General features: G+C 64.5%; 19 protein-coding genes and 3 pseudogenes. 9 read left to right on the top strand and 13 right to left on the bottom strand.

Going from position 1 to position 21,623, the window contains the following annotated elements; genetic code table 11:
• Positions 1-8: 8 nt before the first annotated feature.
• Together UP09_RS16855 and UP09_RS16850 are read left to right on the top strand one after the other, a co-directional pair.
• On the top strand, positions 9-1,181 hold the full coding sequence (locus tag UP09_RS16855) for a thiolase family protein (protein WP_044539370.1): 1,173 nt from the start codon (positions 9-11) through the stop codon (positions 1,179-1,181).
• 396 nt (positions 1,182-1,577) lie between these two features.
• A complete protein-coding gene (locus UP09_RS16850) occupies positions 1,578-3,257 on the top strand; it encodes a mucoidy inhibitor MuiA family protein (RefSeq protein ID WP_044539369.1) in 1,680 nt (559 codons plus the stop codon).
• A gap of 14 nt (positions 3,258-3,271) precedes the next feature.
• Here the strand turns inward: UP09_RS16850 and UP09_RS16845 are convergent, their stop codons facing one another.
• Positions 3,272-3,832: a helix-turn-helix domain-containing protein gene (locus UP09_RS16845; RefSeq protein WP_044539368.1), complete on the bottom strand. Its 561-nt coding sequence runs from the start codon at positions 3,830-3,832 to the stop codon at positions 3,272-3,274.
• Positions 3,833-3,887: 55 nt separating this feature from the next.
• Positions 3,888-4,673, bottom strand: coding sequence for a cysteine hydrolase family protein (locus UP09_RS16840; RefSeq protein WP_082070165.1), 786 nt, complete (start codon positions 4,671-4,673; stop codon positions 3,888-3,890).
• Between the two features lie 198 nt (positions 4,674-4,871).
• Here UP09_RS16840 and UP09_RS16835 point away from each other — a divergent pair, with 198 nt between their 5' ends.
• Together UP09_RS16835 and hmuQ are read left to right on the top strand one after the other, a co-directional pair.
• On the top strand, positions 4,872-5,708 hold the full coding sequence (locus tag UP09_RS16835; RefSeq protein ID WP_044539367.1) for an enoyl-CoA hydratase-related protein: 837 nt from the start codon (positions 4,872-4,874) through the stop codon (positions 5,706-5,708).
• A 153-nt stretch (positions 5,709-5,861) separates the two neighbouring features.
• On the top strand, positions 5,862-6,197 hold the full coding sequence (gene hmuQ, locus UP09_RS16830; RefSeq protein ID WP_044539366.1) for a heme-degrading protein HmuQ: 336 nt from the start codon (positions 5,862-5,864) through the stop codon (positions 6,195-6,197).
• Between the two features lie 103 nt (positions 6,198-6,300).
• On the opposite strand, the gene UP09_RS16825 is transcribed toward hmuQ, so the two are convergent.
• The 4 genes and pseudogenes from UP09_RS16825 to UP09_RS16810 all read right to left on the bottom strand — a co-directional run bounded on the left by UP09_RS16825 (position 6,301) and on the right by UP09_RS16810 (position 9,461).
• On the bottom strand, positions 6,301-7,143 hold the full coding sequence (locus UP09_RS16825; protein ID WP_502689058.1) for a carbohydrate ABC transporter permease: 843 nt from the start codon (positions 7,141-7,143) through the stop codon (positions 6,301-6,303).
• A gap of 52 nt (positions 7,144-7,195) precedes the next feature.
• A pseudogene (locus UP09_RS16820) lies at positions 7,196-8,002 on the bottom strand (carbohydrate ABC transporter permease); the annotation flags it as partial.
• Positions 7,999-8,328: pseudogene (locus tag UP09_RS38850) on the bottom strand (ABC transporter substrate-binding protein); the annotation flags it as partial. The pseudogenes UP09_RS16820 and UP09_RS38850, both read right to left, overlap by 4 nt.
• An 89-nt stretch (positions 8,329-8,417) precedes the next feature.
• A complete protein-coding gene (locus UP09_RS16810; RefSeq protein WP_044539363.1) occupies positions 8,418-9,461 on the bottom strand; it encodes a C-terminal binding protein in 1,044 nt (347 codons plus the stop codon).
• 274 nt (positions 9,462-9,735) lie between these two features.
• Between UP09_RS16810 and UP09_RS16805 the strand changes: the two genes are divergently transcribed.
• Positions 9,736-11,421: a methyl-accepting chemotaxis protein gene (locus UP09_RS16805; protein ID WP_044539362.1), complete on the top strand. Its 1,686-nt coding sequence runs from the start codon at positions 9,736-9,738 to the stop codon at positions 11,419-11,421.
• A gap of 180 nt (positions 11,422-11,601) precedes the next feature.
• Here UP09_RS16805 and UP09_RS16800 read toward each other — a convergent pair whose 3' ends face one another.
• Both UP09_RS16800 and UP09_RS16795 read right to left on the bottom strand, forming a co-directional pair.
• Positions 11,602-12,552, bottom strand: a complete 951-nt coding sequence (locus UP09_RS16800; protein ID WP_044539361.1) for a DMT family transporter — start codon at positions 12,550-12,552, stop codon at positions 11,602-11,604.
• 213 nt (positions 12,553-12,765) lie between these two features.
• Entirely contained in the window at positions 12,766-13,611 is an 846-nt protein-coding gene (locus tag UP09_RS16795; protein WP_044539486.1) for a hypothetical protein, read from the bottom strand.
• A gap of 131 nt (positions 13,612-13,742) precedes the next feature.
• Between UP09_RS16795 and UP09_RS16790 the strand changes: the two genes are divergently transcribed.
• Entirely contained in the window at positions 13,743-14,144 is a 402-nt protein-coding gene (locus UP09_RS16790) for a DUF1330 domain-containing protein (protein WP_044539360.1), read from the top strand.
• Between the two features lie 72 nt (positions 14,145-14,216).
• On the opposite strand, the gene UP09_RS16785 is transcribed toward UP09_RS16790, so the two are convergent.
• On the bottom strand, positions 14,217-14,834 hold the full coding sequence (locus UP09_RS16785; RefSeq protein WP_044539359.1) for a TetR/AcrR family transcriptional regulator: 618 nt from the start codon (positions 14,832-14,834) through the stop codon (positions 14,217-14,219).
• Positions 14,835-14,907: 73 nt separating this feature from the next.
• Between UP09_RS16785 and UP09_RS16780 the strand changes: the two genes are divergently transcribed.
• Positions 14,908-15,312 (top strand): hypothetical protein, encoded by a 405-nt coding sequence (locus UP09_RS16780; protein WP_044539358.1) that lies wholly within the window; start codon positions 14,908-14,910, stop codon positions 15,310-15,312.
• A 3-nt stretch (positions 15,313-15,315) separates the two neighbouring features.
• Here the strand turns inward: UP09_RS16780 and UP09_RS16775 are convergent, their stop codons facing one another.
• From UP09_RS16775 to ybaK, 4 genes are all read right to left on the bottom strand, one after another.
• The gene (locus UP09_RS16775) at positions 15,316-16,470 is read right to left on the bottom strand and encodes an alpha-hydroxy acid oxidase (protein ID WP_044539485.1); all 1,155 of its coding nucleotides are present in this window, start codon (positions 16,468-16,470) and stop codon (positions 15,316-15,318) included.
• A gap of 99 nt (positions 16,471-16,569) precedes the next feature.
• The gene (locus tag UP09_RS16770) at positions 16,570-17,376 is read right to left on the bottom strand and encodes an MlaD family protein (RefSeq protein WP_044539357.1); all 807 of its coding nucleotides are present in this window, start codon (positions 17,374-17,376) and stop codon (positions 16,570-16,572) included.
• A 237-nt stretch (positions 17,377-17,613) separates the two neighbouring features.
• Positions 17,614-18,540, bottom strand: a complete 927-nt coding sequence (locus tag UP09_RS16765; RefSeq protein WP_044539356.1) for a DMT family transporter — start codon at positions 18,538-18,540, stop codon at positions 17,614-17,616.
• Positions 18,541-19,115: 575 nt separating this feature from the next.
• A complete protein-coding gene (gene ybaK, locus UP09_RS16760; RefSeq protein ID WP_044539355.1) occupies positions 19,116-19,598 on the bottom strand; it encodes a Cys-tRNA(Pro) deacylase in 483 nt (160 codons plus the stop codon).
• 351 nt (positions 19,599-19,949) lie between these two features.
• On the opposite strand from ybaK, the gene UP09_RS16755 reads away from it, so the two are divergent.
• The gene (locus UP09_RS16755; RefSeq protein WP_044539354.1) at positions 19,950-21,242 is read left to right on the top strand and encodes an adenylosuccinate synthase; all 1,293 of its coding nucleotides are present in this window, start codon (positions 19,950-19,952) and stop codon (positions 21,240-21,242) included.
• A 35-nt stretch (positions 21,243-21,277) separates the two neighbouring features.
• A pseudogene (locus UP09_RS16750) lies at positions 21,278-21,623 on the top strand (hypothetical protein); the annotation flags it as partial.

The raw sequence follows: 21,623 nt of genomic DNA, 5'->3' as shown, positions 1-21,623 counted from the left end.
AGAAAACAATGCGTGAAGCCGTAATCGTTTCCTATGCGCGCACCGGCCTGGCGAAGTCCGGCCGTGGCGGATTCAACATCACCGCGCCGATGTCGCTGGCCGCGCACGCCATCAAGCACGCGGTCGAGCGTTCCGGCGTCGACAAGGACTATGTCGAAGATAGCTATCTCGGCAATTGCGCGCATGGCGCGCCGAACATCGGCCGCCAGGCGGCGCTGCTCGCCGGCCTGCCGAAAACCACCGCCGGCGTCTCGGTGAATCGCTTCTGCTCGTCGGGCCTGCAGACCATCGCGATGGCCGCCAACTCGATCCGCTCCGACGGCTCGGATTGCATCGTCGCCGGTGGTGTCGAGAGCATCTCGATTCCCGGCGGCGGCTCGCCGAAGGAATCGATCGATCCGGACCTGCTGAAGACCGCGCCCGACATCTTCATGGCGATGATCGACACCGCCGACATCGTGGCCGAGCGCTACAAGGTCAGCCGCGAATACCAGGATGAGTTCTCGCTGGAGTCGCAGCGTCGGATGGCGGCCGCCCAGCAGGCCAACAAGTTCAAGGACGAAATCGTCCCGATGAAGACCAGGATGAAGGTGGTCGACAAGGTGACCAAGGCCGAGTCGATCGTCGATTATGTTGTCGACAAGGATGAGTGCAACCGTCCCGAGACCACGCTTGAGGGGCTCGCCAAGCTCGAGCCGGTCAAAGGTCCGGGCAAGTACGTCACCGCTGGCAATGCCAGCCAGCTTTCCGATGGTGCTGCTGCAGTGGTGCTGATGGAAGCCAAGGATGCCGAGAAGCGCGGCCTCAACCCGCTTGGCCGCTTCGTCGCCTGGGCCTCGGCCGGCTGCGAGCCCGACGAGATGGGCATCGGCCCGGTGTTCGCCGTGCCGAAGCTCCTGAAGCGTCACGGCCTGAAGATCGAGGACATCGATCTCTGGGAGCTCAACGAGGCCTTCGCCAGCCAGTGCCTCTATTCGCGTGACCAGCTCGGCATCGATCCCGAGAAGTACAACGTCAACGGCGGCTCGATCGCGATCGGCCATCCCTTCGGCATGACCGGCGCCCGGCTCACCGGCCATCTGCTGCAGGAAGGCCGTCGCCGCAAGGCCAAGTGGGGCGTCGTGACCATGTGCATCGGCGGCGGCCAGGGTGGCGCGGGTCTGTTCGAGATCTATAGCTGAGGTTTCGGCTCGGCTGATCGTTAGGAAAATTGGCAGCACGGCGTTGATCGCCGTGCTGCTTTGTTTATGACGTACTCTCCGCCGTCATTGCGAGGAGCGGAGCGACGAAGCAATCCATGCTTCCGCGCGTGTGGAACGATGGATTGCTTCGCGGAGCTTGTCATCGGGCGCGCATTTGCGCGACCCGGTGGCTCGCAATGACGGAGAGGACTAGCGAACGTCCTCCGACATCGCCGCGCCACGCGGCGGACGTAACCGCGCCATTGTCGTGCCGCGCGGAAACCTCAATTGAACCGGCTCTTTCCTCGCCGCGTCTCACCACGAGCAGTGGTGCACCGACGAACCGGGCGCGCCCCAAATGTCTCGCGCGATGCGGCGCTTTTCGGAGGGATGTCAATGCGATTGATTTCCAATTGTCTCGTTACGACCAGCCTGGTGCTGGTGACTGCGTTGGCCGCCGGGCCGTTGCACGCGGCCGATCTCGACGCGGCGTCCAATGTCGACGCCGTCACCGTCTATCCCGATGGCGCGAGCGTTACTCGCGTCGTCACGATCAACTTGCCCGTCGGTGAGAATACGCTGGTGGCGAAGGATTTCCCGGCGTCGCTCGATCCGTCCTCTTTGCGGGTGGAAGGCGAGTCCGGGGCGAAGCTGACGATCGGCGCGATCGATGCGCGGGAGCCACGGACAGCGCCGGTGAATCTGCCCGAGATCGACAAGCGGATCGAGGCGCTGAAGGATTCGCGCGACGATCTGCAGGGCATCATCGCGTCGGCCGAGGCGCGGCGCAAATTCGCCGAGCGCTTTGCCGAGGCCTCGCCGGCCGGCCTGGGTGAGAAAGGCGAGGCACGGCCGCTGAGCGAATGGCGTGCCGCGTTCTCCGCCGTCTCGGACGAGGTCGCGACCGCTGACAGCGCGATCCGTGACGCCATGCGCAAGCAACGCGAGATCGACCGCGAGATCGCGCAGCTCGAAGCCGATCGCGACGCCAAGCCGCCAAGCAAGGTCGAGGTGCGGATCGACGTCGCTTCCACGGTTGCGACCAAAGCGACGCTGCGGGTGACCTATTCGGTATCAGGCGCGCGCTGGACGCCGCTCTATGACGCCCGCCTCGATAGCGGCGCGAAGGACCGCAAGCCTGCGATCGAACTGGTGCGGCGCGCCGAGATCGCACAGTCCACCGGCGAGGATTGGTCGAACGTTACGCTCGGCGTCTCCACCGTGCGCGTTGCGCGCGGCGGCAACGCGCCCGATCTCAATTCGCTGATTGTGCAATATCCGCAACCGCCGCGGCCGCTGGCGCAGGCAGCCAAGGTGTCTGACAGCATGCGGCTGCGTTCCGCACTTGCGCCGGCAGCACCGGCCCCGGAGCCCGCCGAGGCGGACATCGCCTTTGGCGGCATGCCTGCCCAGGAACGTGAGGCGACAGCCGAGGTCGGCGCCTTCCAGGCAACCTTCAAAATTCCCGGGCGCGTCAGCGTCGCCGCCAATGAGGGAGCCAAGAGCCTGCGGATTTCGACTGCGACGATTGCGCCCGATCTCGTGGTCCGTGCGGTTCCGGTGATCGATCCGACGGCGTTCCTCGAGGCAAGCTTCGTGCAGGGCGAGGACGCACCGCTGTTGCCGGGGCGGGTTGCGATCTATCGTGACGGTATCTTCGTCGGCCAAGGCAGGATGACTGCTGCGGCAAAGGACGAGACCGTGCGGCTTGGCTTCGGCGCCGACGACAAGGTCAAGATCGAACGCACGGTGGTGAAACGCAACGAGGGCTCTGCGGGACTGATCGTGACGACGTCGAAGACCGACGAGCGCGCGTTCAAGACCATTGTGCGCAATGGTCACGACTTCCCGATCAAGGTCGCGATCCAGGATCAATTGCCGGTTAGCGAGAACCAGGACATCGTGGTCGAGATGCTGCCACAGTCAACGCCTGCAACCACCACCAACCTTCGCGACAAGCGCGGCGTGCTGGAATGGGCGTTCGAGGCCAAACCGGGCGATGTCAAGGATATCAACTTCGCCTGGCGGCTGCGCTGGCCGAAGGACAAGGGCGTGGTGATGGTGCCGGCGGGCTAGGTGCCGGTCATCCGTCACGAGTTGCGTACGATGACGATATAATGCGCTGTGGTGCGACCTGCGTTCTCAAAGGAGACAGGTCGCATCACGTCGAAATCCAGACAGTCGCCCTCGGACAGCGCGAAACACTTGTCTCCGACGAAGACGTTCAGTTGCCCCTGCTGCAACAATAGCTGCTGGGTATAGGCTCTTCGACCCCACGGACTGTAGGAGACGCGCGTCTCCGGCTGAAGTTCGACAACGATGACCTCGATACCGCTCGCAGCGCTGCGGGCGGAAGCATGCCGGCGCGTGTATCCGGTCTCCGGGTCGCGCCACACCGGCTGTTCCGACTTTCTCGTCAGCCGTTCCGGCGGTCGATCCGAAAGACCAACGACAGCGCTCAGGGTGGTGTCGAGCGCCGAGCAGAGTTTGCCGAGCAGCATCGCGGTTGCGCTGCTTTCGGCCCGCTCGATGCGCCCGATCATGCCGCGGCTGACGCCGGAGCGGTTCGCGAGCTCATTGAGGCTGAGCCCGGATTTCATTCGCAGTTCCTTCAGGCGCGATCCGATCGCCTGGTCCAGGTTTGCTTGCATCGACGGCTCTCGAATGTCCGAGAGCTTCGACCGGCGACGAAGCTCTCGTTTCATTCTAGGCCCGTTTCGAAACCAGTTCCACAAATCGGTCTGCCGAAATAACCGGCGCGAAGAAGTTGCTAATGCGCTCCATTGCGGCAGCTTCCTGTTCGGGCTTCTGGCAGGCGCAGGCGTCGCCGATCACGATCGGAAGATAACCGGCGTCACGCGCCGCGCGCGTATTGCCCTCGATGCACCAGTCGAGGTGAATGCCGGTGAGCACGATCGTCTGAATTCGCTTGCGTCCCAGTTCGAGTGGCAACTGGGTGCCGGCGAAAGCCGTCTGCAGTGCGAGTTCGTTGAATTCATTGTCGCCAGGATGAACTAGCGCACGCAGTTCACCGACGAGCTCGTTGTCCACCCTCTTCATCTCGGGCGTGAAGTTCAGGCCCTTGGTCCAGCTTGCATATTGCACCCGGTCGAAGTCGGACTGCGGGTAGTTCTCGCGAAAGACTTCGTATCCAATCCAGTTGAAGGATTTGAAGTTCGACGCCTTGCGTGCCGCGTTGACGACCTTGATCGTGGCCGGGAGGCTGCCGCGTTCGCGATGCCGTTCTGCGGACTGGACGCCACCAGGATCGTAGAGCGACTTGTTTTGGCTGACCGACATATAGGCCGCGGGTCGCGACAGGATTTCAGCGAGATCCAGTTCACTCCAATGCGCCGCGAGCGGCGGGATTGCGTTGATACCGCCTACAGCTGAGGCAGCATATGCTGATTTTTCGGCAGTCAGCGCCGATGCTGCGGCAACGGCCACGGCTCCGGCGAGGGCTTGCCGGCGGGAAGCGACAGGAAGATTCATCTCAGACTCCTTTGATTTGTTGGCTTGGCAGCGCGAGCCCAGGGACCTTCGGTTGTCCACGAGGTGCGACCACCGCAAATCAGCGAGCAATGCGAATGCCGGAGAGGAGACCAAAGCGGTCAATATATTGGAATCCACCGCGATCTCGGGCATGACTGTCCCAGAGGCCGTGCAACGGTCCGGAGATCGGGAGGATCCATGAGCTACCAGCACATCATCCTCGACGATCCACGTCCGCGTGTCCGGCGCATCACGCTGAACCGGCCGGAGAAGCGCAATGCCCTGAACAATCGCCTGCGCGGAGAGATCTTCGAGGTGCTGGAGCAGGTCGACCGCGATCCGGAGATATCGATTTCGATCGTGCGTGGCGCCGGGCCGTACTTTTCGGCCGGCTATGATCTCTCCGCCGACAATAGCGTCGATCAACCCTATCATTCCGCGTCAGGTCCCGGCCAATGGTCGCGCCATGTTGTCGAAGGCTGGTTCTCGATCTGGGATCTGGCAAAGCCCGTGATCGCGCAGGTGCACGGCTATTGCCTCGCCGGCGGCACCGAGCTGGCCACCGCCTGCGATGTCGTCTATGTCGCTGACGATGCCCAGATCGGCTATCCGCCGGTGCGGCTGATGAGCCCGCCCGACATGCAGTATCACCCCTGGCTGGTCGGCATGCGCCGCGCCATGGAATTGATGCTGACCGGCGATGCGATGTCCGGCCGTGAAGCCGCCGAATGGGGTTATGCGACGCGCTCGTTCCCGCTGGCCGAGCTTGAGATGAAGACGCTCGACTTCGCCGAGCGTGCCGCGAAAGTGCCGATCGAGTTGCAGCAGCTCAACAAGCGCAGCGTCCACCGCGCGATGGAAATCATGGGCGCCCGCGCCGCAATCCGCGCCGGCACCGAGATCCAGGCGCTGGCCTTCACGACGGAGGCGAGCAAAGCTTACATGGCGGGTTTTCGCCGCGACGGCGCCAGCGTGAAGGCCCAGCTCGACCAGCGCGATACCACGTTCGGGGATTACCGGACGAAGAAGGAGTGAGCTGACGCGCGTTGCGAGCGAGGCATCCAGTACGCCGCTGCCTCTCGCTTCGATATCAGCGCCTCCCGAATACTGCGTCGCGACAGATCGTGCTATCAAGGAGCTCAGCTGACAGGATACGAAGGTATCCGCTGCATACAGGAGAATGCTTGCATGTTCATCGCAATGAACAGGTTTCAGGTGAAGAACGGCTCGGAGCAGGCGTTCGAGACCGTCTGGAACACCCGGGAATCCTATCTCGGCGACACGCCGGGTTTCATCGAGTTTCACCTGGTGAAGGGGCCCGAAGCCGAGGACCACACGCTCTACGCCACGCACACGGTGTGGGCCGACAAGGCCGCATTCGAGGCCTGGACCAAGTCGGAAGCGTTCCGCCGCGCTCATTCCCGTGCGGGCAACGAAACCGGCGGCAGCCTCTATCTCGGTCATCCCAGGTTTGAAGGTTTCGAGGTGTTGATCACCGAGCGGGCGAAAACCAGCGTGGGATGACGAGGGCAACCGCGTTTGCGCGCCACCTATTGTACGATTCGCAACCAACATTCAGCGTCGTCCCGGCCTTCGCCGGGACGACAGTGGAGCGTGTGCGCACCCGCTACTCCTTCACCGCGCCCGTCAGCGACGACACGTAGTAATCCACGAACAGCGAGTAAAACAGCGCCACCGGCAGCGAGCCGAGCAGCGAGCCGGCCATCAGCGCGCCCCATTGGTAGACGTCGCCGGTGACGAGCTCGGTCAGGATCGCGACCGGCACCGTTTTGTTGGCGCCGCTCTGGATGAAGGCGAGCGCGTAGATGAATTCGTTCCATGACAGCGTGAAGGAGAAGATGCCGGCCGAGATCAGGCCGGGCACCGCCAGCGGCAGCGTGATCCGCCACAGGATCTGCAGCCGCGTCGCGCCGTCGACCAGCGCACATTCCTCGAGCTCGTAGGGGATCGACTTGAAATAGCCGATCAGGAGCCAGGTGCAGAACGGCACCAGGAAGGTCGGATAGACCAGGATCAGCGCCAGCGGTGAGTCGAACAGGCCGAACTGCACGATTACGGTCGCGAGCGGAATGAATAGGATCGAGGGCGGCACCAGATAGGCGAGGTAGATGCCGAGGCCGACATAGGGGCTGCCGCGGAAGCGCAGCCGCTCGATCGCGTAGGCCGCGAGCGTCGAGGCGAGCAGCGAGAGGAACGTCGCCCCGGTCGCGACCAGCATGGTCGTCATCAGCCAGTGCGGGTAGGAGGTCTCGAACAGGAGGTGCTTGATATGCGCGAGCGTCGGCGAGGTGATCCAGAACGGATTGTGCTCTTTGTAGTTCAACAGCTCCGCGTTCGGTTTGAACGAGGTGATCGCCATCCAGTAGAACGGGAACAGCAGGATCACGATGAAGCAGGCCAGCGGCAAATAGATCATCACCACTCGCCGCGAGCGGGAATCCCACGACATCGTGTCGGGCGTGGCGCTGGCGACGTTGCTGTTGCCCGGTGAGGCGGTGACGTCAGTCATTGGCTTCCCCCTGCTGCCATTTGCGGCGCGCGAGACCGAAGTAGGAAAACAACGTCGCGAACACGAGGAACGGGATCATCGACACCGCGATCGCCGCACCCTCGCCGAGCTCGCCGCCGGCGATGCCGCGCTGGAACGCCAGCGTGGCGAGCAAATGCGTCGAGTTGACCGGGCCGCCGCGGGTGATGGCGTAGACCAGCTGGAAGTCGGTGAAGGTGAAGATGATCGAGAACGTCATCACGATCGCGAGTATCGGCATCATCATCGGGAAGGTGATGTAGCGGAAGCGCTGCCAGGCGGTGGCGCCGTCAAGCATCGCGGCCTCGTAGAGCGAAGGCGAGATGGTCTGCAATCCCGCCAGCAGCGAGATCGCCACGAACGGGATGCCGCGCCAGATATTGGCCGCGATCAGCGAGAACCGCGCCGGCCATGGCGAGCCGAGGAAATCGACATTCGTGGTGCGCAGGTGCAGCACGTCGACCAGCAGATAGGAGATTATCGAGAATTGCGGATCGTAGATCCACCAGAACGCCAGCGCCGACAGCACCGTCGGCACGATCCACGGCAACAGTACGATGGCGCGGATCAGGCTCTTGAACGGGAAATGGTTGTTGAGCAGCAGCGCCAGCCAGAAGCCGAGCGCGAATTTCCCAAAGGTCGCGACCCCGGTGTAGAAGACGCTGTAGAACACCGCGTTCCACCACAGGGGATCGCTGAGCAGATACTGGAAGTTCTCCAGCCCGACATAGACGCCGCGCCGGCCGATCGTGGTGTCGGTGAAGGCGAGCCAGATGCCAAGATGATGTCGGGGCCGGCGCCGGAGTTCGAGGTCACCGCGGTCTGCTGGTTGATGTCTTCCCAGCCGACGAAGTCGACCTTGACCTCGACGCCGGTCTTGTCGGTGAATTTCTTGGCGTTGGCGCGGAACACGTCTTCGTCGGCCTGGACGAAGCGCACCGGGCGCAGCATGCGCAAGGACGCGCCCTTTTCGATCGGCAGCGACGGCGCCGCCACCTCGGCGGCCTTTATTTTTGATGCATCCTGCGCTGCAGCACCGGTGGTGGCCAGCGCCGCCGCGGACAAGCCGAGCGCCAACGCGTCACGACGGGTGAGGTCGTTCCTCATCACTTCCTCCCTATTTTGTGGCCTTCCCGGCGTTGATCGCCAGTGAAGGAGTTCTCTAGCCTTGACGCGTTTTCGTCACGCGAACCCGTCTAGCTGTTCGGACCGCGATCCATGCTGACGGGCTGCCAGCGGCGCAGCGCGGTGTCTTGCAGCACCGACGGGTTGACGCAGCTTACCGGCCACATGCCTTGCAGCACTAGTGACAATTCGTAGCCCACGCGGCGCTTGCGCGCCTCGTCGAAACGTGCCGAGGCCGAGGCGACATGGGCGGTCAAGGTCACATTGTCCATCCCGAGCATCGGGTTGTTGTGCGACGGTGGCTCCTTTTCCAGCACGTCGAGTGCGGCGTGTGCGATCCAGCCCTCCTGCAGCGCCTTGATCAGCGCCTCCTCGTCGACGGTGGCGCCGCGGCCGGTGTTGATGAAAACAGCCGATTTTTTCATCTGGCGAAAATGCTTCTCGGTCAGCATGTGGTGCACCTCGGGCCGCGCCGGGGCATGCATCGAGACGAAGTCCGACTGCGACAGCACCTCCGACAACGTCGAGGGGATCACGCCGTGGTCGTACATTAGCGTCTCCTGGATGAAGGGATCGTAGGCCATCATCCGCAGGCCAAAGGGCGCCGCGCGTTTCGCCACTGCGCGCGCGACTCGGCCGAACGAGATGAAGCCGAGCGTCTGCCCCATCAGGCGGGGAATTTTCAAAAGCGCCGGGCGGCCCTCGGCCCAGCGGCCGCTGCGAACCATCCTGTCCTGCTCGACCAGGCGGCGGAAGCCGGCCAGCAGCAGCATCATGGCGTGGTCGGCGACCTCTTCGATGAAGGTGTCGGGGATGTTGGTGACGGGGATGCCGCGGGCGGTCGCGGCCTTGATGTCGACCGAGTCGACGCCGACGCTGCCGAGCGTGATCACCTTGCAATTTTCGAGGGCGTCGATGATCGCTTTGGTGATCGGCATGCCCTTGGCGTAGATCGCGTCCGCGGTCCTGGCCGCGGCGATGAACTCGGCCTCGTTGGCCGGGGCTTCGATAATCTCGGCGCCGATCGGGTCGAGCGCCTCCTTCTCATAGTCGTAGCCGCCGCCGGCGACCGTGAAGCTCGCGCCTTTTGGCGTGACCACCCTGAATTTCGACATTGCCTGCTCCCGATGAGGTCTTCTGTTGTTGTTTGTTGCTGTCCGAGTCTTGCCGCTTTGGGCCACGGGCTCGACCCGCCGCCCATATGCTTTTACGCGACCCGGGCGGCTCGCTCCACAATTGCTGGTTGGTCTCCCGCCCGATCCTCCGGGCTTCTACGGGGTAGCAGCGTAACCAACGGGTAAAGGTCTCACGTTACCGTGAGGGTCATCAATACTTTGAAGGTTATCAATTCGCCCGTCGCGCCGCGTTCCCCATCTCCCGGAGATCCCCGTGAAGCTGTCAAATATGAAGATTACCCCCAAGCTCGGCATCTTGGTGGGGGTGGCTCTCGTTGGCCTTTGCGCCGCCGGCATCCTCGCGATCAACCTGATGCAGCGCGAGATGACCAATGCGCGCATCGACCAGGTCAAGGCCATGGTCGAAATGGCCAGGAATTACGCGACAAGCCTGAAGAAGGATGTCGACGCCGGCAAGCTGACCAAGGAGGCGGCGCTGGCCGAGTTGGGCAAGCGCGCCAACGCCATGACTTACGACAATGGCTCCGGCTATTTGTTCGGCACGTCCTATGACGGCACCACCGTGCTGGCGCCCGATCCGAAGCAGGTCGGCACCAACCGGATGGAGGTCGTGACCAACGGCCGCAAGCTGTCCTGGGAGCTGATGAACGGCGTCAAGGCCAACGGCGAGATCCTGCTGTTCTATGAATATGTGAAACCCAACCAGGAAACGCCGATCCGCAAGCTCGGCTATGCGGTCGCGGTCCCCGGCTTCGACATGTATCTCGGCACCGGCGCCTATCTCGAGGACATCGACGCCAAGATGCGGCCGATCACCTGGATGCTTGGGCTTGCCATCCTCGGCCTCGGCATCATCTCCAGCTCGGTCGCCTGGCTGATTGGCCGCAGCATTTCCCGGCCGCTCAATCTGCTCGGCAACCGCATGCGCGACATCGCCGACGGCAAGCTCGACGGCGAGATTCCAGGCGTCGGTCGCGGCGATGAGGTCGGCGCTATGGCGTCGACCGTGCAGATCTTCAAGGACAATGCGGTCCGGATCCGCGGTCTCGAACAGGCTGAAGCCGAAACCCAGGCCCGCGCCAGCGCCGAGCGCCGTGGCGCGATGGAGAACATCGCGAGCGACTTCGAGCGCAGCGTGAACGGCATTGTCCGCTCGGTGGCGACGGCTGCGGCCGGTATGCAGACCACCGCGCAGTCGATGACCGCGACCGCGAGCGACGCCAGCGCACGCGCTGCCACGGTTGGTGCAGCCTCCGACAGCGCCTCCAACAATGTCGGCACGGTTGCTGCCGCGGCCGAAGAGCTCTCCTCATCGGTTGCCGAAATCGCGCGCCAGGTGGCGCGCTCCAGCGAGGTCGCCGGCAAGGCGGTGGCCGATGCCGAGCGCACCAACGCGACCGTGCAGGCGCTCTCCACTGGCGCCGAGAAGATCGGCGAGGTGGTCAAGCTGATTCACTCGATCGCCGCCCAGACCAACCTGCTGGCGCTCAACGCCACCATCGAGGCCGCCCGCGCCGGTGAATCCGGCCGCGGCTTCGCTGTCGTCGCGTCCGAAGTGAAGGCGCTCGCCAACCAGACCGCGAAGGCGACTGAGGAAATCTCGGCGCAGGTCGCGGCGATGCAGGCGTCCACCGGCGAGGCGGTGGCCTCGATCGGCGGCATCACCGAGACCATCGCGCAGATGAGCGAGATCACCTCCTCGATCTCGACCGCGATCGACCAGCAGGGCGACGCAACCCGCGAGATCGCGCGCAACATCCAGCAGGTCGCGGCCGGCTCCAGCGAGATCTCGGCCCATATCGGCGGCGTCACCACCGCGGCCGCCGCCACCGGCACCGCGGCGGGAGACGTGCTGTCGAACGCCCGCGAGCTCGACACCCAGTCCGGCATGCTGCGCAACGCGGTCGACGAGTTCCTGCAGAAGGTCCGCGTGGCGTAGGTTTTCACGTATTGCGTCATTGCGAGCCAACGGGTCGCGCGAATGCGCGCCCGATGACAGGCTCCGCGAAGCAATCCATCTCTCCACTTGCGGAGGGATGGATTGCTTCGTCGCTTCAGCGCAAAATTGCTCTGCAATTTTGTCGCGAGCTCCTCGCAATGACGAGATTAGACGGGGCGGCTACCGCTTCGCCGATCCCTGCCGCGAGGCGATCACGACGCCGGCGAGCACCAGTGCGTAGCCGATCAAATGATACGGCGCGAGCTGTTCGCCGAGCAGCAGGATCGCCATCGCCGAGCCGAACACCGGTACCAGATGGAAGAACGGCGCGGCGCGGTTCGGTCCGATCAGCGCGACGCCGCGGTTGAAAAAGAGATAGGCCAGCGTCGAGGGGAAGATCAGCACAAAGCCCAGCGTGGCCATGGTCAGACCGTCGAATTGCAGCCGCACGCCGGCGGAGAATTCCCAGATCGCGGCCGGCAGCAGCATCAGCGCGCCGCAGCAGGTGGTGAACGAGATCAGCGAGAGCTGGTGGATCCTCGGCCGCCGCGGGATCAGCGCCGAATAGAGCCCGAACGACACCAGCGAGGCGCCGAACATGATGTCACCCTTGTTGAAGCTGATGCTGGCGAGTGCCGAGATATCGCCGCGCAGGATGATGGTGAGCACGCCGGCCAGCGAGATCGCGATGCCGGCAAGTTGCGCCGGCGTCAGCCGCACGCCGAACAGGACCAGCGACCACAGCGCCACGAACAGCGGGCCCGCCGACTGGATCAACAGCGCATTCAGCGCCTCGGTATATTGCATCGCCCAGTAGGAGATCGCGTTATTGAATGCGAAACCGACCGCTGACAACAGCAGCATCAGCGGCAGCGCGCTGCGCAGCTTCGGCCAGTCCTGTTTCAGATGCGGCCAGGCAAACGGCAGCAGGATCAGGAACACGCCGAACCAGCGGATCGTGGTCAATGTGATCGGCGGCACATGGCTGCCGACATGCCGCGCCAGCACGATGTTGGCGGCCCAGAACAGCGATGTCAGGCTGAGCAGCAGATAAGGCTGGTTGTTGAGCCAGTGCAGCGGCGAGCGATGCGTGGGTGCGGCAGGTGCGGGCAAAGCGCGAAGGTCGGTCATTGTTGCCGGATGTTGTGCCCGAATCTGTTGCTGCGACAAGACGAAAGAGCGGATTGGTGCCATGCGCGGCGACAGTCACCGATGTCATCACCCGATGCGCGGGTGATCCAGTATTCCAGAGACGCCAGCAATAATTTGAGAGGCCGCGGCGTACTGGATACCGGGGTATGACACGGTCACTCGGGGCATCGGCCCGCGCCCCGCATGCCCCGTCTATTTCTGCGGCCCCGACAGCGAGATCTCGCGTTCGGCGCGGAACACGTTGCCGTAGAGATTGGCGGTCCATTGCCGGCCGCTGGAGGTGATGTCGAGGTGGCGAATCGCCGTCTGCACATGCGGCGCGACGCTGTTCCAGTAGAACTGGGGATACAGGTTGACGATGTCGGCCGGCGAATCGTAGCCGAGCTGGCGGTTCAGCCCGGCCTCCTCGAACTCATGATACAGCGCATTGGCCTTGCGGATGTAATGGGGATCTCCGAGCTGGCCGATCAAATCGGCGGCGCGCAGCAGGGCTGCCTCGTCGTCGAACGCTGCGTTCTCGCCGGGGACGCTGTCCGGGAATCGCGTGCCTTCGATGGCGCGCGCGATGCGGTCGCTGTCGAGCTGCGCGATGCCCTTGATCCGCTCCATCACGAACATCTTGGAGCGGTCGACGTGATAGGGCAGCAGTGCGGCGTCCGACGCGCCGCGCGGCAGTGCGACCTTGCGTCCATCGCGATCGACCAGATAGCCATCCTTGTCGTCGGCGTCGAACAGCCCGCGCACATAGCCGATGTCGTGGGTCAGGCAGGCGATGATGACATGGGCATAGTCCTCCGCGGTCATGTGCGCGTGCAGCGCGCGTCCGCGCAGGATGTCGTGGCCGGCCAAGGTCACGAGCATGGTGTGCTCGACATTGTGATACAGCGCGTCGCTGTTGCCGATGCATTCGATTGCGATCCGCGCGATCGAGGGCACCGTCTCGACGAGGTGGGACTGCGCGGCGCCGAACCGGCGCTGCATGTACTCGCCGAGGAATTTGCCGAGCGCGTCGGCCGCAAGTTCGGGAAGGGTCATCACGGCCTTGACCTCCGGGGTCGCGCGTCGGCATGGAAGCTTGAGCCCTGCGCGCATTTCAGGGTAGCCCCGCCATGTGACATAATCTTTGCGGCCGGACCGCGGCCCCGGTTCGGTCTTGGTGGGAGCTATTGATGGGCGTCGATCTCTTGAACGTCAAAGGCCTGAGCGAACTGGACGGCGCGGCGCCGGTCGTGATGGTCAATCTGATGCGGTTTCGCGCCCGATCGCTCGACGGCGACGGCTCGGGCTGGGATGCCTATTTGCGCTACAGCGCACTCACCGTCCCCATGATCAAGGCGCGCGGCGGCACGCTGCTGTGGACCGGCAACGCCCAGAGGGTGGCGCTGGGCGAGCCGGCCGGGCAGCAATGGGACTACCTCGCGCTGGTCTATTACCCCAGCGTCGCGGCCTTCATCGACATGATGACCTCGGCCGAGTACGAGACGTTGTGCGATCCGCACCGCCGCAACGGCTGCGACGAGCACGTGATCATCGCGACGCGCGAGGCCTACAGCAAGTTCGGGGGTGTGTGAGGGGCGGAGCGCAGCTCTAACCACGTCGCTGCCGCTCCTCGCAATGACGGTTGGATATGAACTCGCAGGGGCTCAGGATGACGGATTTGACAGCGGCGCCAGCGCCGCGTGAGAGGCTTCCTGCACCAACCGGCACACCTCATCCCTCGACCGCCCCACGCTCAGCGACGCAAACGTCGGATAGCTCGTCAGCGCGAAGATCAGATCGACCGCGTCCTTGCGAGCCTGAGCTGGCGCGTCCTGGCCCGCGATGCGGCCGATCAGGACAGTGAGGCCCTTGCGGCGGCGCTCGTTGCGTTCGCGCACGGCCTCGGCGAAATCAGGATCGGTCGCCATTGCGTCGTGCAGCCGGCCGACCGCCGAATCGCGGCTCCAGAATCCGCAGAAGACCTCGACCATGCGATCGAGCGCGGCGCGCGGATCGCTCATCGTCATGATGTCGGCGATCTGGTGCAGGCCGCCGGCCAGCGCGATCTCGTCGAACACGGCCTCCAGCAGCCCGCGCCGCGAGCCGAACTGGTTGTAGACCGTCAGCCGCGTCACGCCGGCCGCCTTCGCCACCGTATCCAGCGAGAACCGCGCGATGCTCTCGCCCTCGCGCAGCGTGCGCGACGCCGCCTCGATCACCCGGTCGCGGGTTTCGGCGGCGGCGGCGTTGCGCACCGAGCTCACATAGCTGCGCGGAGGCATCCCCTTGCCCTTTCGACAAATTGATTATACATATTGTATATCTAATATCCAAATCTGATTTCGGAGCGACGCGATGCAGACCGCCCTTATCATAGCCCTGTCCCTTCACGTCCTGTCATCGGTGTTTTGGGCCGGTTCCAGCTTCACTTTGGCCCGCACCGGCGGCCTCGGCGGCGAAAAGCTGCTGGTGCCGCAGATCGGCGCCGCGACGGTGGCGATCGTGACCGGCGCCACGCTCTGGCACATGGTTCACGAGGGTTCGTTCGCGCTGTCCGAGATGATTTTGGCGGCCGGTGCGATCGCCGCGCTGTTTGCCGTGGCAGTGCAGATCATCGTCGGCGGCGGCGCTATCAGGCAGTTGCGCAACAGCGCGGCCGACGATTCAGCGGCGCGCTCGCGGCTCGCAATCGCGCAGCGCGTGGCGGCCGGATTGCTGGCCGTCACGGCGCTCTGCATGGGCGCGGCGCGCTACGCCTGAGCCTCAAAACTTCCGCACCAGCTCCGGCGTGATCTCCTTGAGGCTGCGGATGCCGAGTAGCGCGAGATCGCGGTCGATCTCGGCGTGCAGCAGCGAGATCGCGCGCGATACGCCGGCTTCGCCCGCGACCACGGCGGCATAGAGGAGGGGACGGCCGACCCAGACGAAGTCGGCGCCGAGCGCCAAGGCCTTGATCACATCAGTGCCGCGGCGGATGCCGCCGTCCACCATCACGGTCATACCGCCCTTCTGCGCCGCGATCTCTGGCAGCATGCGCAAGCCGGAGACGGTGTAGTCGAGCTGGCGGCCGCCATGGTTGGAGACCATCACGCCGTCGCAGCCATGCTCGCGCGCCAGCCGTGCATCTTCGGGCGAGATCAGCCCCTTGACTACGAGCTTGCCGGGCCAGCGCTTGCGGATCAGCTCGACATGCTTCCAGGCCAGCTGGTCGCGGTTGCCGATGTTGCGCATCAGGTTCTTGGCGAGCACCGGCGGGCCCCGCTTGGCGTCCATGTTCTCGAAACGCGGCATGCCGTGGTTGACCAGCGTCCGCGCCCATGTGTTGAGCAGCCAGTCGGGATGGCTGATGGTGTCCCAGAGCACCCGCGGCGTGATCGCGAGCGGCACCTGAAAGCCGTTGCGGATGTTGTTCTCGCGGTTCGGCGGCACCGGCACGTCGGCGGTGACGACGAAGGTGTCGTAGCCGGCGGCCGCGACGCGATCGACCAGCGGCTCGATCCGCGCGTCGTCGCCGGCGAGATAGGCCTGGTACCAGGCATCCGCGTTAGCGGCGCGGACGTCCTCCAGTGTGATCAGCGACGACGCCGACAGGATCATCGGTACGTCGGCCGCGGACGCTGCGCGGGCCAGCACGATGTCACCGCGATAGGCGACGAGCGCGGCTGAACCCATCGGCGGAATGCCGAACGGCGAGGCGTAGGTCTTGCCGAACAGGGTCGTGGACTGGTCGCGGCCGGAGACGTCGTTCAGGACACGCGGCACGAAGCCGTATTCGTCGAACGCCCTGCGGTTGTCGGTGCGCGCCGTATCGGTCTCGGCGCCGCCCGAGACGTAGCCATAGAGGAATTTCGGCAGCATCCGCCGCGCTTGCGGCTCGAAATCATCGAGCGTGAGATAGCGCTGCAGACGCCGGGGCACGGCGCTGGTCGCGCGGGTGACGGTGGTGGGTGGCGGGGAGGGCGCGGCGATCCGGTCGTGCACGGCGGTGGTTCCGTTGTTCTTGATTGGTCAGTTACGTCAGCGCTTGCGGGCGCCGACAATTTTCTCGTTGAACGCGTTGACCGACTGGCTGACGTCAATGAGCGTCTTGCGGGTGTCGGCGATCACGGCGCCGGACTTCTTGTCAAAACTTTCGATCAGTTCGCGCAGCGAGATCACGGTCGGCAGCAACTCGCCGCCATATTTGTCGCTGCCGAGATTTTTGAGGAATTTGTCCGCCGCCGTCATCTTGGCGTCAACGGTGTTGACGTCGGCCTCGGCGGCATCGATGAAGCCGGAGATCATTTCGCCATTGCCTGACAGCGAGTTGGTGAAGTTCTCGAAGCCGCGCAGCGTGTCCTTGACCGCACCCTCGTTCTCGACGATGACGCGGTCGACATTGCGCAACGCCCGGCGCAGCTTCTCCGACACGCCCATCGTGCCTTCGGGATCGGCGGTCAGTTCCGGAATGCCGTCGGCGCCGGGCGGTGGCGGTGGGGCGTCGTCGGAGCCGCCGGTGAACGAGATCGCGGCGATGCCGGTCAGGCCCTGGAATTCGAGGCCGACTTCGGTGTCCTTCCTGATCGGCGCGTTGTTCTCGATCCGGGTCATCGCGACCACGCGGTGATGGTCCAGCCTGATCGACACCACCTCGCCGATCCGCACGCCGGCGAAGTTCACGCTGCCGCCGCGGCGCAAGCCCGAGGCCGAGCCCTCGAAGATGACGCGGAACGGCACCTGGCGCTTGATGCCGGCATAGCGCTGATAGCCCAGCCAGCCGCCGAGCGAGCCCGCGATCAGGGCCAGCGTCAGGGTGCCGATCATCACATTGCTGGCGCGCGCCATCTCGTTCCGGGTCCATTCGCGAAGCAGTCTCTAGAGATAGCGGATTTCGAGCGGCTAGTCACCGCGGCCTTCTTTGCCTCGCCCCGCTTGCGGGGAGAGGCCGGAACGCATGCAGCGCAGCGGAATGCGATCCCGGTGAGGGGGAGTCTCCGAGCGTCCGTCTCTCACCGTCTCCGCGGAACGAGCCCCTCATCCTAGCCTTCTCCCCGTAAGAACGGGGAGAAGGAAAAGAAAGCGTCACGCCGCCTGCTTCCGCGACGCTGCGAAGACGCCGGCCAGCACCAGCCCAAAGCCGATGAAGTGGAACGCCTGCGGATGCTCGCCGAGGAACACGATCGACATCACGGTGCCGAACACCGGAACCACGTGGAAGAACGGCGCGGCGCGGTTGGCGCCGATCAGCTGGATGCCGCGGTTGAAGCAAAGATAAGCCAGCGTCGAGGGGAACACCGCGACATAGAACAGCGACAGCAGATTGGCGGTGTTGATCTCCATGATCGGGCGCGTAGTGAGCTCCCAGATGAAGAACGGCATCAGCATCAGCGCGCCGCAGCCGAAGGTGAAGCCGGCGACTGACAGTCCGTGGATCTTCGGCCGCTTCAGCGTCAGCACCGAGTACAGCGCGAAGATCACCAGCGCGACGATGAAGATCAGATCGCCCTTGTTGAACTCGATCTTCGACAGCGTGGTGAGATCGCCATGCAGCAGGATCACCAGCACGCCGCAGAGCGATAGCAGGACGCCGAGCGCCTGCGCCACCGTCAGCCGCACGCCGAGCAGGATCAGCGACCACACCGCGACCACCAAAGGCGCCGCCGATTGCAGCAGCAGCGTGTTCAGCGCCTGGGTGTGCTCGAGCGCCCAGTATTGCAGCGTGTTGAAGGCGCTGATGCCGGTGACCGACAGCATGATCATGACGCCGAGATTTTTGCGGATCACGCCCCAGTCGCGCGCCAAATGCTTCCAGGCAAACGGCAGGATGATCAGGAACGCCGCGGTCCAGCGCAGGAATGACAGCGTCACCGGCGGAATGTGGCCCGCGGCGAGCCGGCCGACGATCGCATTGCCGGCCCAGCAGATCGCGGTGATGCAGAGCAGCAGATAGGGCTGGTTGGCGATCCAGGAGCTGGATGCAGGCGTTGTCGCGGATTCGGAAGCAGACATGCGATGGACCGGGTTCACGACGCCGCGGCCCGCCCGGCGAGCAATCACCGGGCCTGAATGACATGCCCGGCGCTTCTCACAGACACGGAATCCGACGCGCTATCAATGGGAGAGGACGCATCGCGACCATGCGCAACTCCCGCTTGCGGACTGGTCCGGTGGAACCGGCCGGCAAGGACGATGCCGCAGGGGCGCGAACCCGATCCGTGACCGGGTCCGGCGCACGAAGCAGGCCCCCGTCGGTCTCAAATCAATTTACCCGGACCACATATTATTGTAGAGATACTTATAATTGCAATTAAGGGGTGAAATATGAGGCGAGCCCCGGCCGAATTTGTTGCCCCGACCTGTATCGAAGCCTTCCCGCTCATCGCCGATCTCGCGACCAAAGGCGAAACCCCGGTGAAATTCGAGGACGCCGCGCCGGCCGCCGAAGCCGAGGCAGGCGCGAGCGCTTCGCCGCGCGGGCCAATGCCGTCCTCGCCCTCGCCGAATGTCTGGAGGACGATCGGCCGAAACTCCGCGAGGCGATCGTCGAGGCGATGCTGTGGGCGCGGAAGCAGCCGTGACCTCAGTCACTCGTGCGACGCCGTCACCGCCTGCATCTTCGCGCCTGCCGCGAGGGCGGCGTCGTTCGGATCGATCTCGATCTGCAGGCCGCGCTGGCCGCCATTGACGAACACGGTGACATGGGTGAGCGCGGACTCGTCGATCGCAGTCGGCACCCGCTTCTTCTGGCCGAACGGGCTGATGCCGCCGACATGGTAGCCGGTCAGCCGCTCGGCGTCGGCCGGGCGCATCATCTTCGCGGACTTGCCGTCCATCACCGAAGCAAGCTTCTTCATGCTGACCTCGCAGTCCGCCGGCACCACGGCGCAGACCGGCTTGCCGTCGACCTCGGCCATCAGCGTCTTCAGCACCCGGTTCGGTTCGACGCCAAGCGCTTCGGCGGCCTGCAGCCCGATACTTTCAGCATTCGAATCGTAGACATAGGTGTGGAGCTTGAAGGCGATGCCAAGCTTCCGCAGGGCGATGGTCGCAGGCGTGGAATTGGGCATGGATCGAGCCGGTTAATATTGGTGGATGATTGCCGCAACGGCAGCCGCGATCAACCGCTTGCGCGGCCTGTCGCGGTGGCGCCAACATTAAATTCGCTGCTGCCTCGCGCAGGCTTGGGTCCTTCCGGATTTTCAGGGGATATCAAAGGGTTGGAGCCTGTCCAAAAGGCGTAAAGCGCGCCCTTCTTGCTTGCGCAGCCGACCCGCTTCCTTTATCCGGTTAGACGCCTTGCGTGCGAACGGCCCTCAGGCCGTGCTTTGGGCTGGGCACACCAACGCATGATCGCTGTGGGCGGACGCGTTTTTGCCGCGATCGTGGTCTGAGAAACACCTGAAGGGAATAGCTTCGAAATGGCCAATGTTGTCGTCGTCGGCGCCCAATGGGGCGACGAGGGGAAGGGCAAGATCGTCGACTGGCTGTCGGAACAGGCCGACATCGTCGTGCGCTTCCAGGGCGGCCACAATGCCGGCCATACGCTGGTAATCAATGGCGTGACCTACAAGCTGGCGCTGCTGCCATCCGGCGTGCTGCGCCCGAACAAGCTCGCGGTGATCGGCAACGGCGTGGTGTTCGATCCGCAGGCCTTCCTCGACGAAGTGGCGAAACTGAAGGGGCAGGGCGTCGCCGTCGGCCCGGACAATCTGCGCATCGCCGAGAATGTCACGCTGATCCTGCCGCTGCATCGCGAGCTCGATAGCTTGCGCGAATCCGGTAACGCGGTCACCGCGATCGGCACCACCCGCCGCGGCATCGGACCGGCCTATGAGGACAAGGTCGGCCGCCGCGCCATCCGCCTGATGGACCTCGCCGACCTCGACACGCTGCCGCACAAGATCGAGCGGCTTTTGGCCCATCACAATGCGCTGCGCCGTGGCCTCAATCTGGAAGAGATCGACGGCAAGGGGATTCTCGCCGAGCTGACCGCGTTCGCGCCGAAACTCCTGCCCTATGCCGAGACGGTGTGGCGGCTGCTGGATATCAAGCGCCGCGAGGGCAAGCGGATCCTGTTCGAGGGCGCGCAGGGCGCGTTGCTCGACGTCGACCACGGCACCTATCCCTATGTGACGTCGTCGAACACGGTGGCGGGGCAGGCCGCGACCGGCACCGGCATGGGCCCGGGCGCGGTCGGCTATGTGCTCGGCATCTGCAAGGCCTACACCACCCGCGTCGGCCTCGGCCCGTTCCCGACCGAATTGCATAACGAGATCGGCGAGGAGATCGGTCGCCGCGGCAAGGAGTTCGGCGTCAACACCGGGCGCAAGCGGCGGGTCGGCTGGTTCGACGCCATGCTGGTGCGACAGACGGTCCGGACCTGCGGGATCGCCGGGCTGGCGCTGACCAAGCTCGATATCCTCGACGGCTTCGACTCGATCGAGGTCTGCATCGGCTACAAGCTTGACGGCAAGGAGATCGACCATCTGCCGGCCGGCGAGGGCGCGCAGGCCCGCCTGGAGCCGATCTACGAAACCATCGAGGGCTGGAAGGAGCCGACCGCCAATGCGCGGTCCTGGGCGGCCCTGCCGGCCCAGGCCATCAAATATGTCCGCCGGGTCGAGGAGCTGGTGGGGTGCCCGATCGCCCTGTTGTCCACCAGCCCGGAACGTGAGGATACTATTCTGGTACAGAATCCGTTCGAAGCTTAACGGGATATTACCTATATCCCACCAATTGTGTGGAAATGGCTGACTACTACCCGCTGATCGCCCGTGCCATTGCCGGACTGGATCCCAACGCCCCCGGCGAGAGCCGCCGCGCGCTCTATGAGCGGGCGCGGGCGGCGCTGATCCAGCAGCTGCGCAGCGTGCAGCCGCCACTCTCCGAATCCGAGATCACCCGCGAACGGCTGTCGCTGGAAGAGGCCGTCCGCAAGGTCGAGTCTGAGGCCGCCCAGCGTGCCCGCGAGTCCCGTTCGAGCGGCGGCGCCGCGCGTGGCGGCGATGCCTTCCGCCGCGCCAATGCTGCCCGCCCGCCGGAGGCGAATTCAGCGCCCGGCGCATCGTCGCGTCCGCGCCCCGCCACGCCGC

This window comes from Bradyrhizobium sp. LTSP885 (assembly GCF_000938305.1).
GTDB lineage: Bacteria > Pseudomonadota > Alphaproteobacteria > Rhizobiales > Xanthobacteraceae > Bradyrhizobium.
This window is presented reverse-complemented; position numbering and strand designations above follow the sequence as displayed.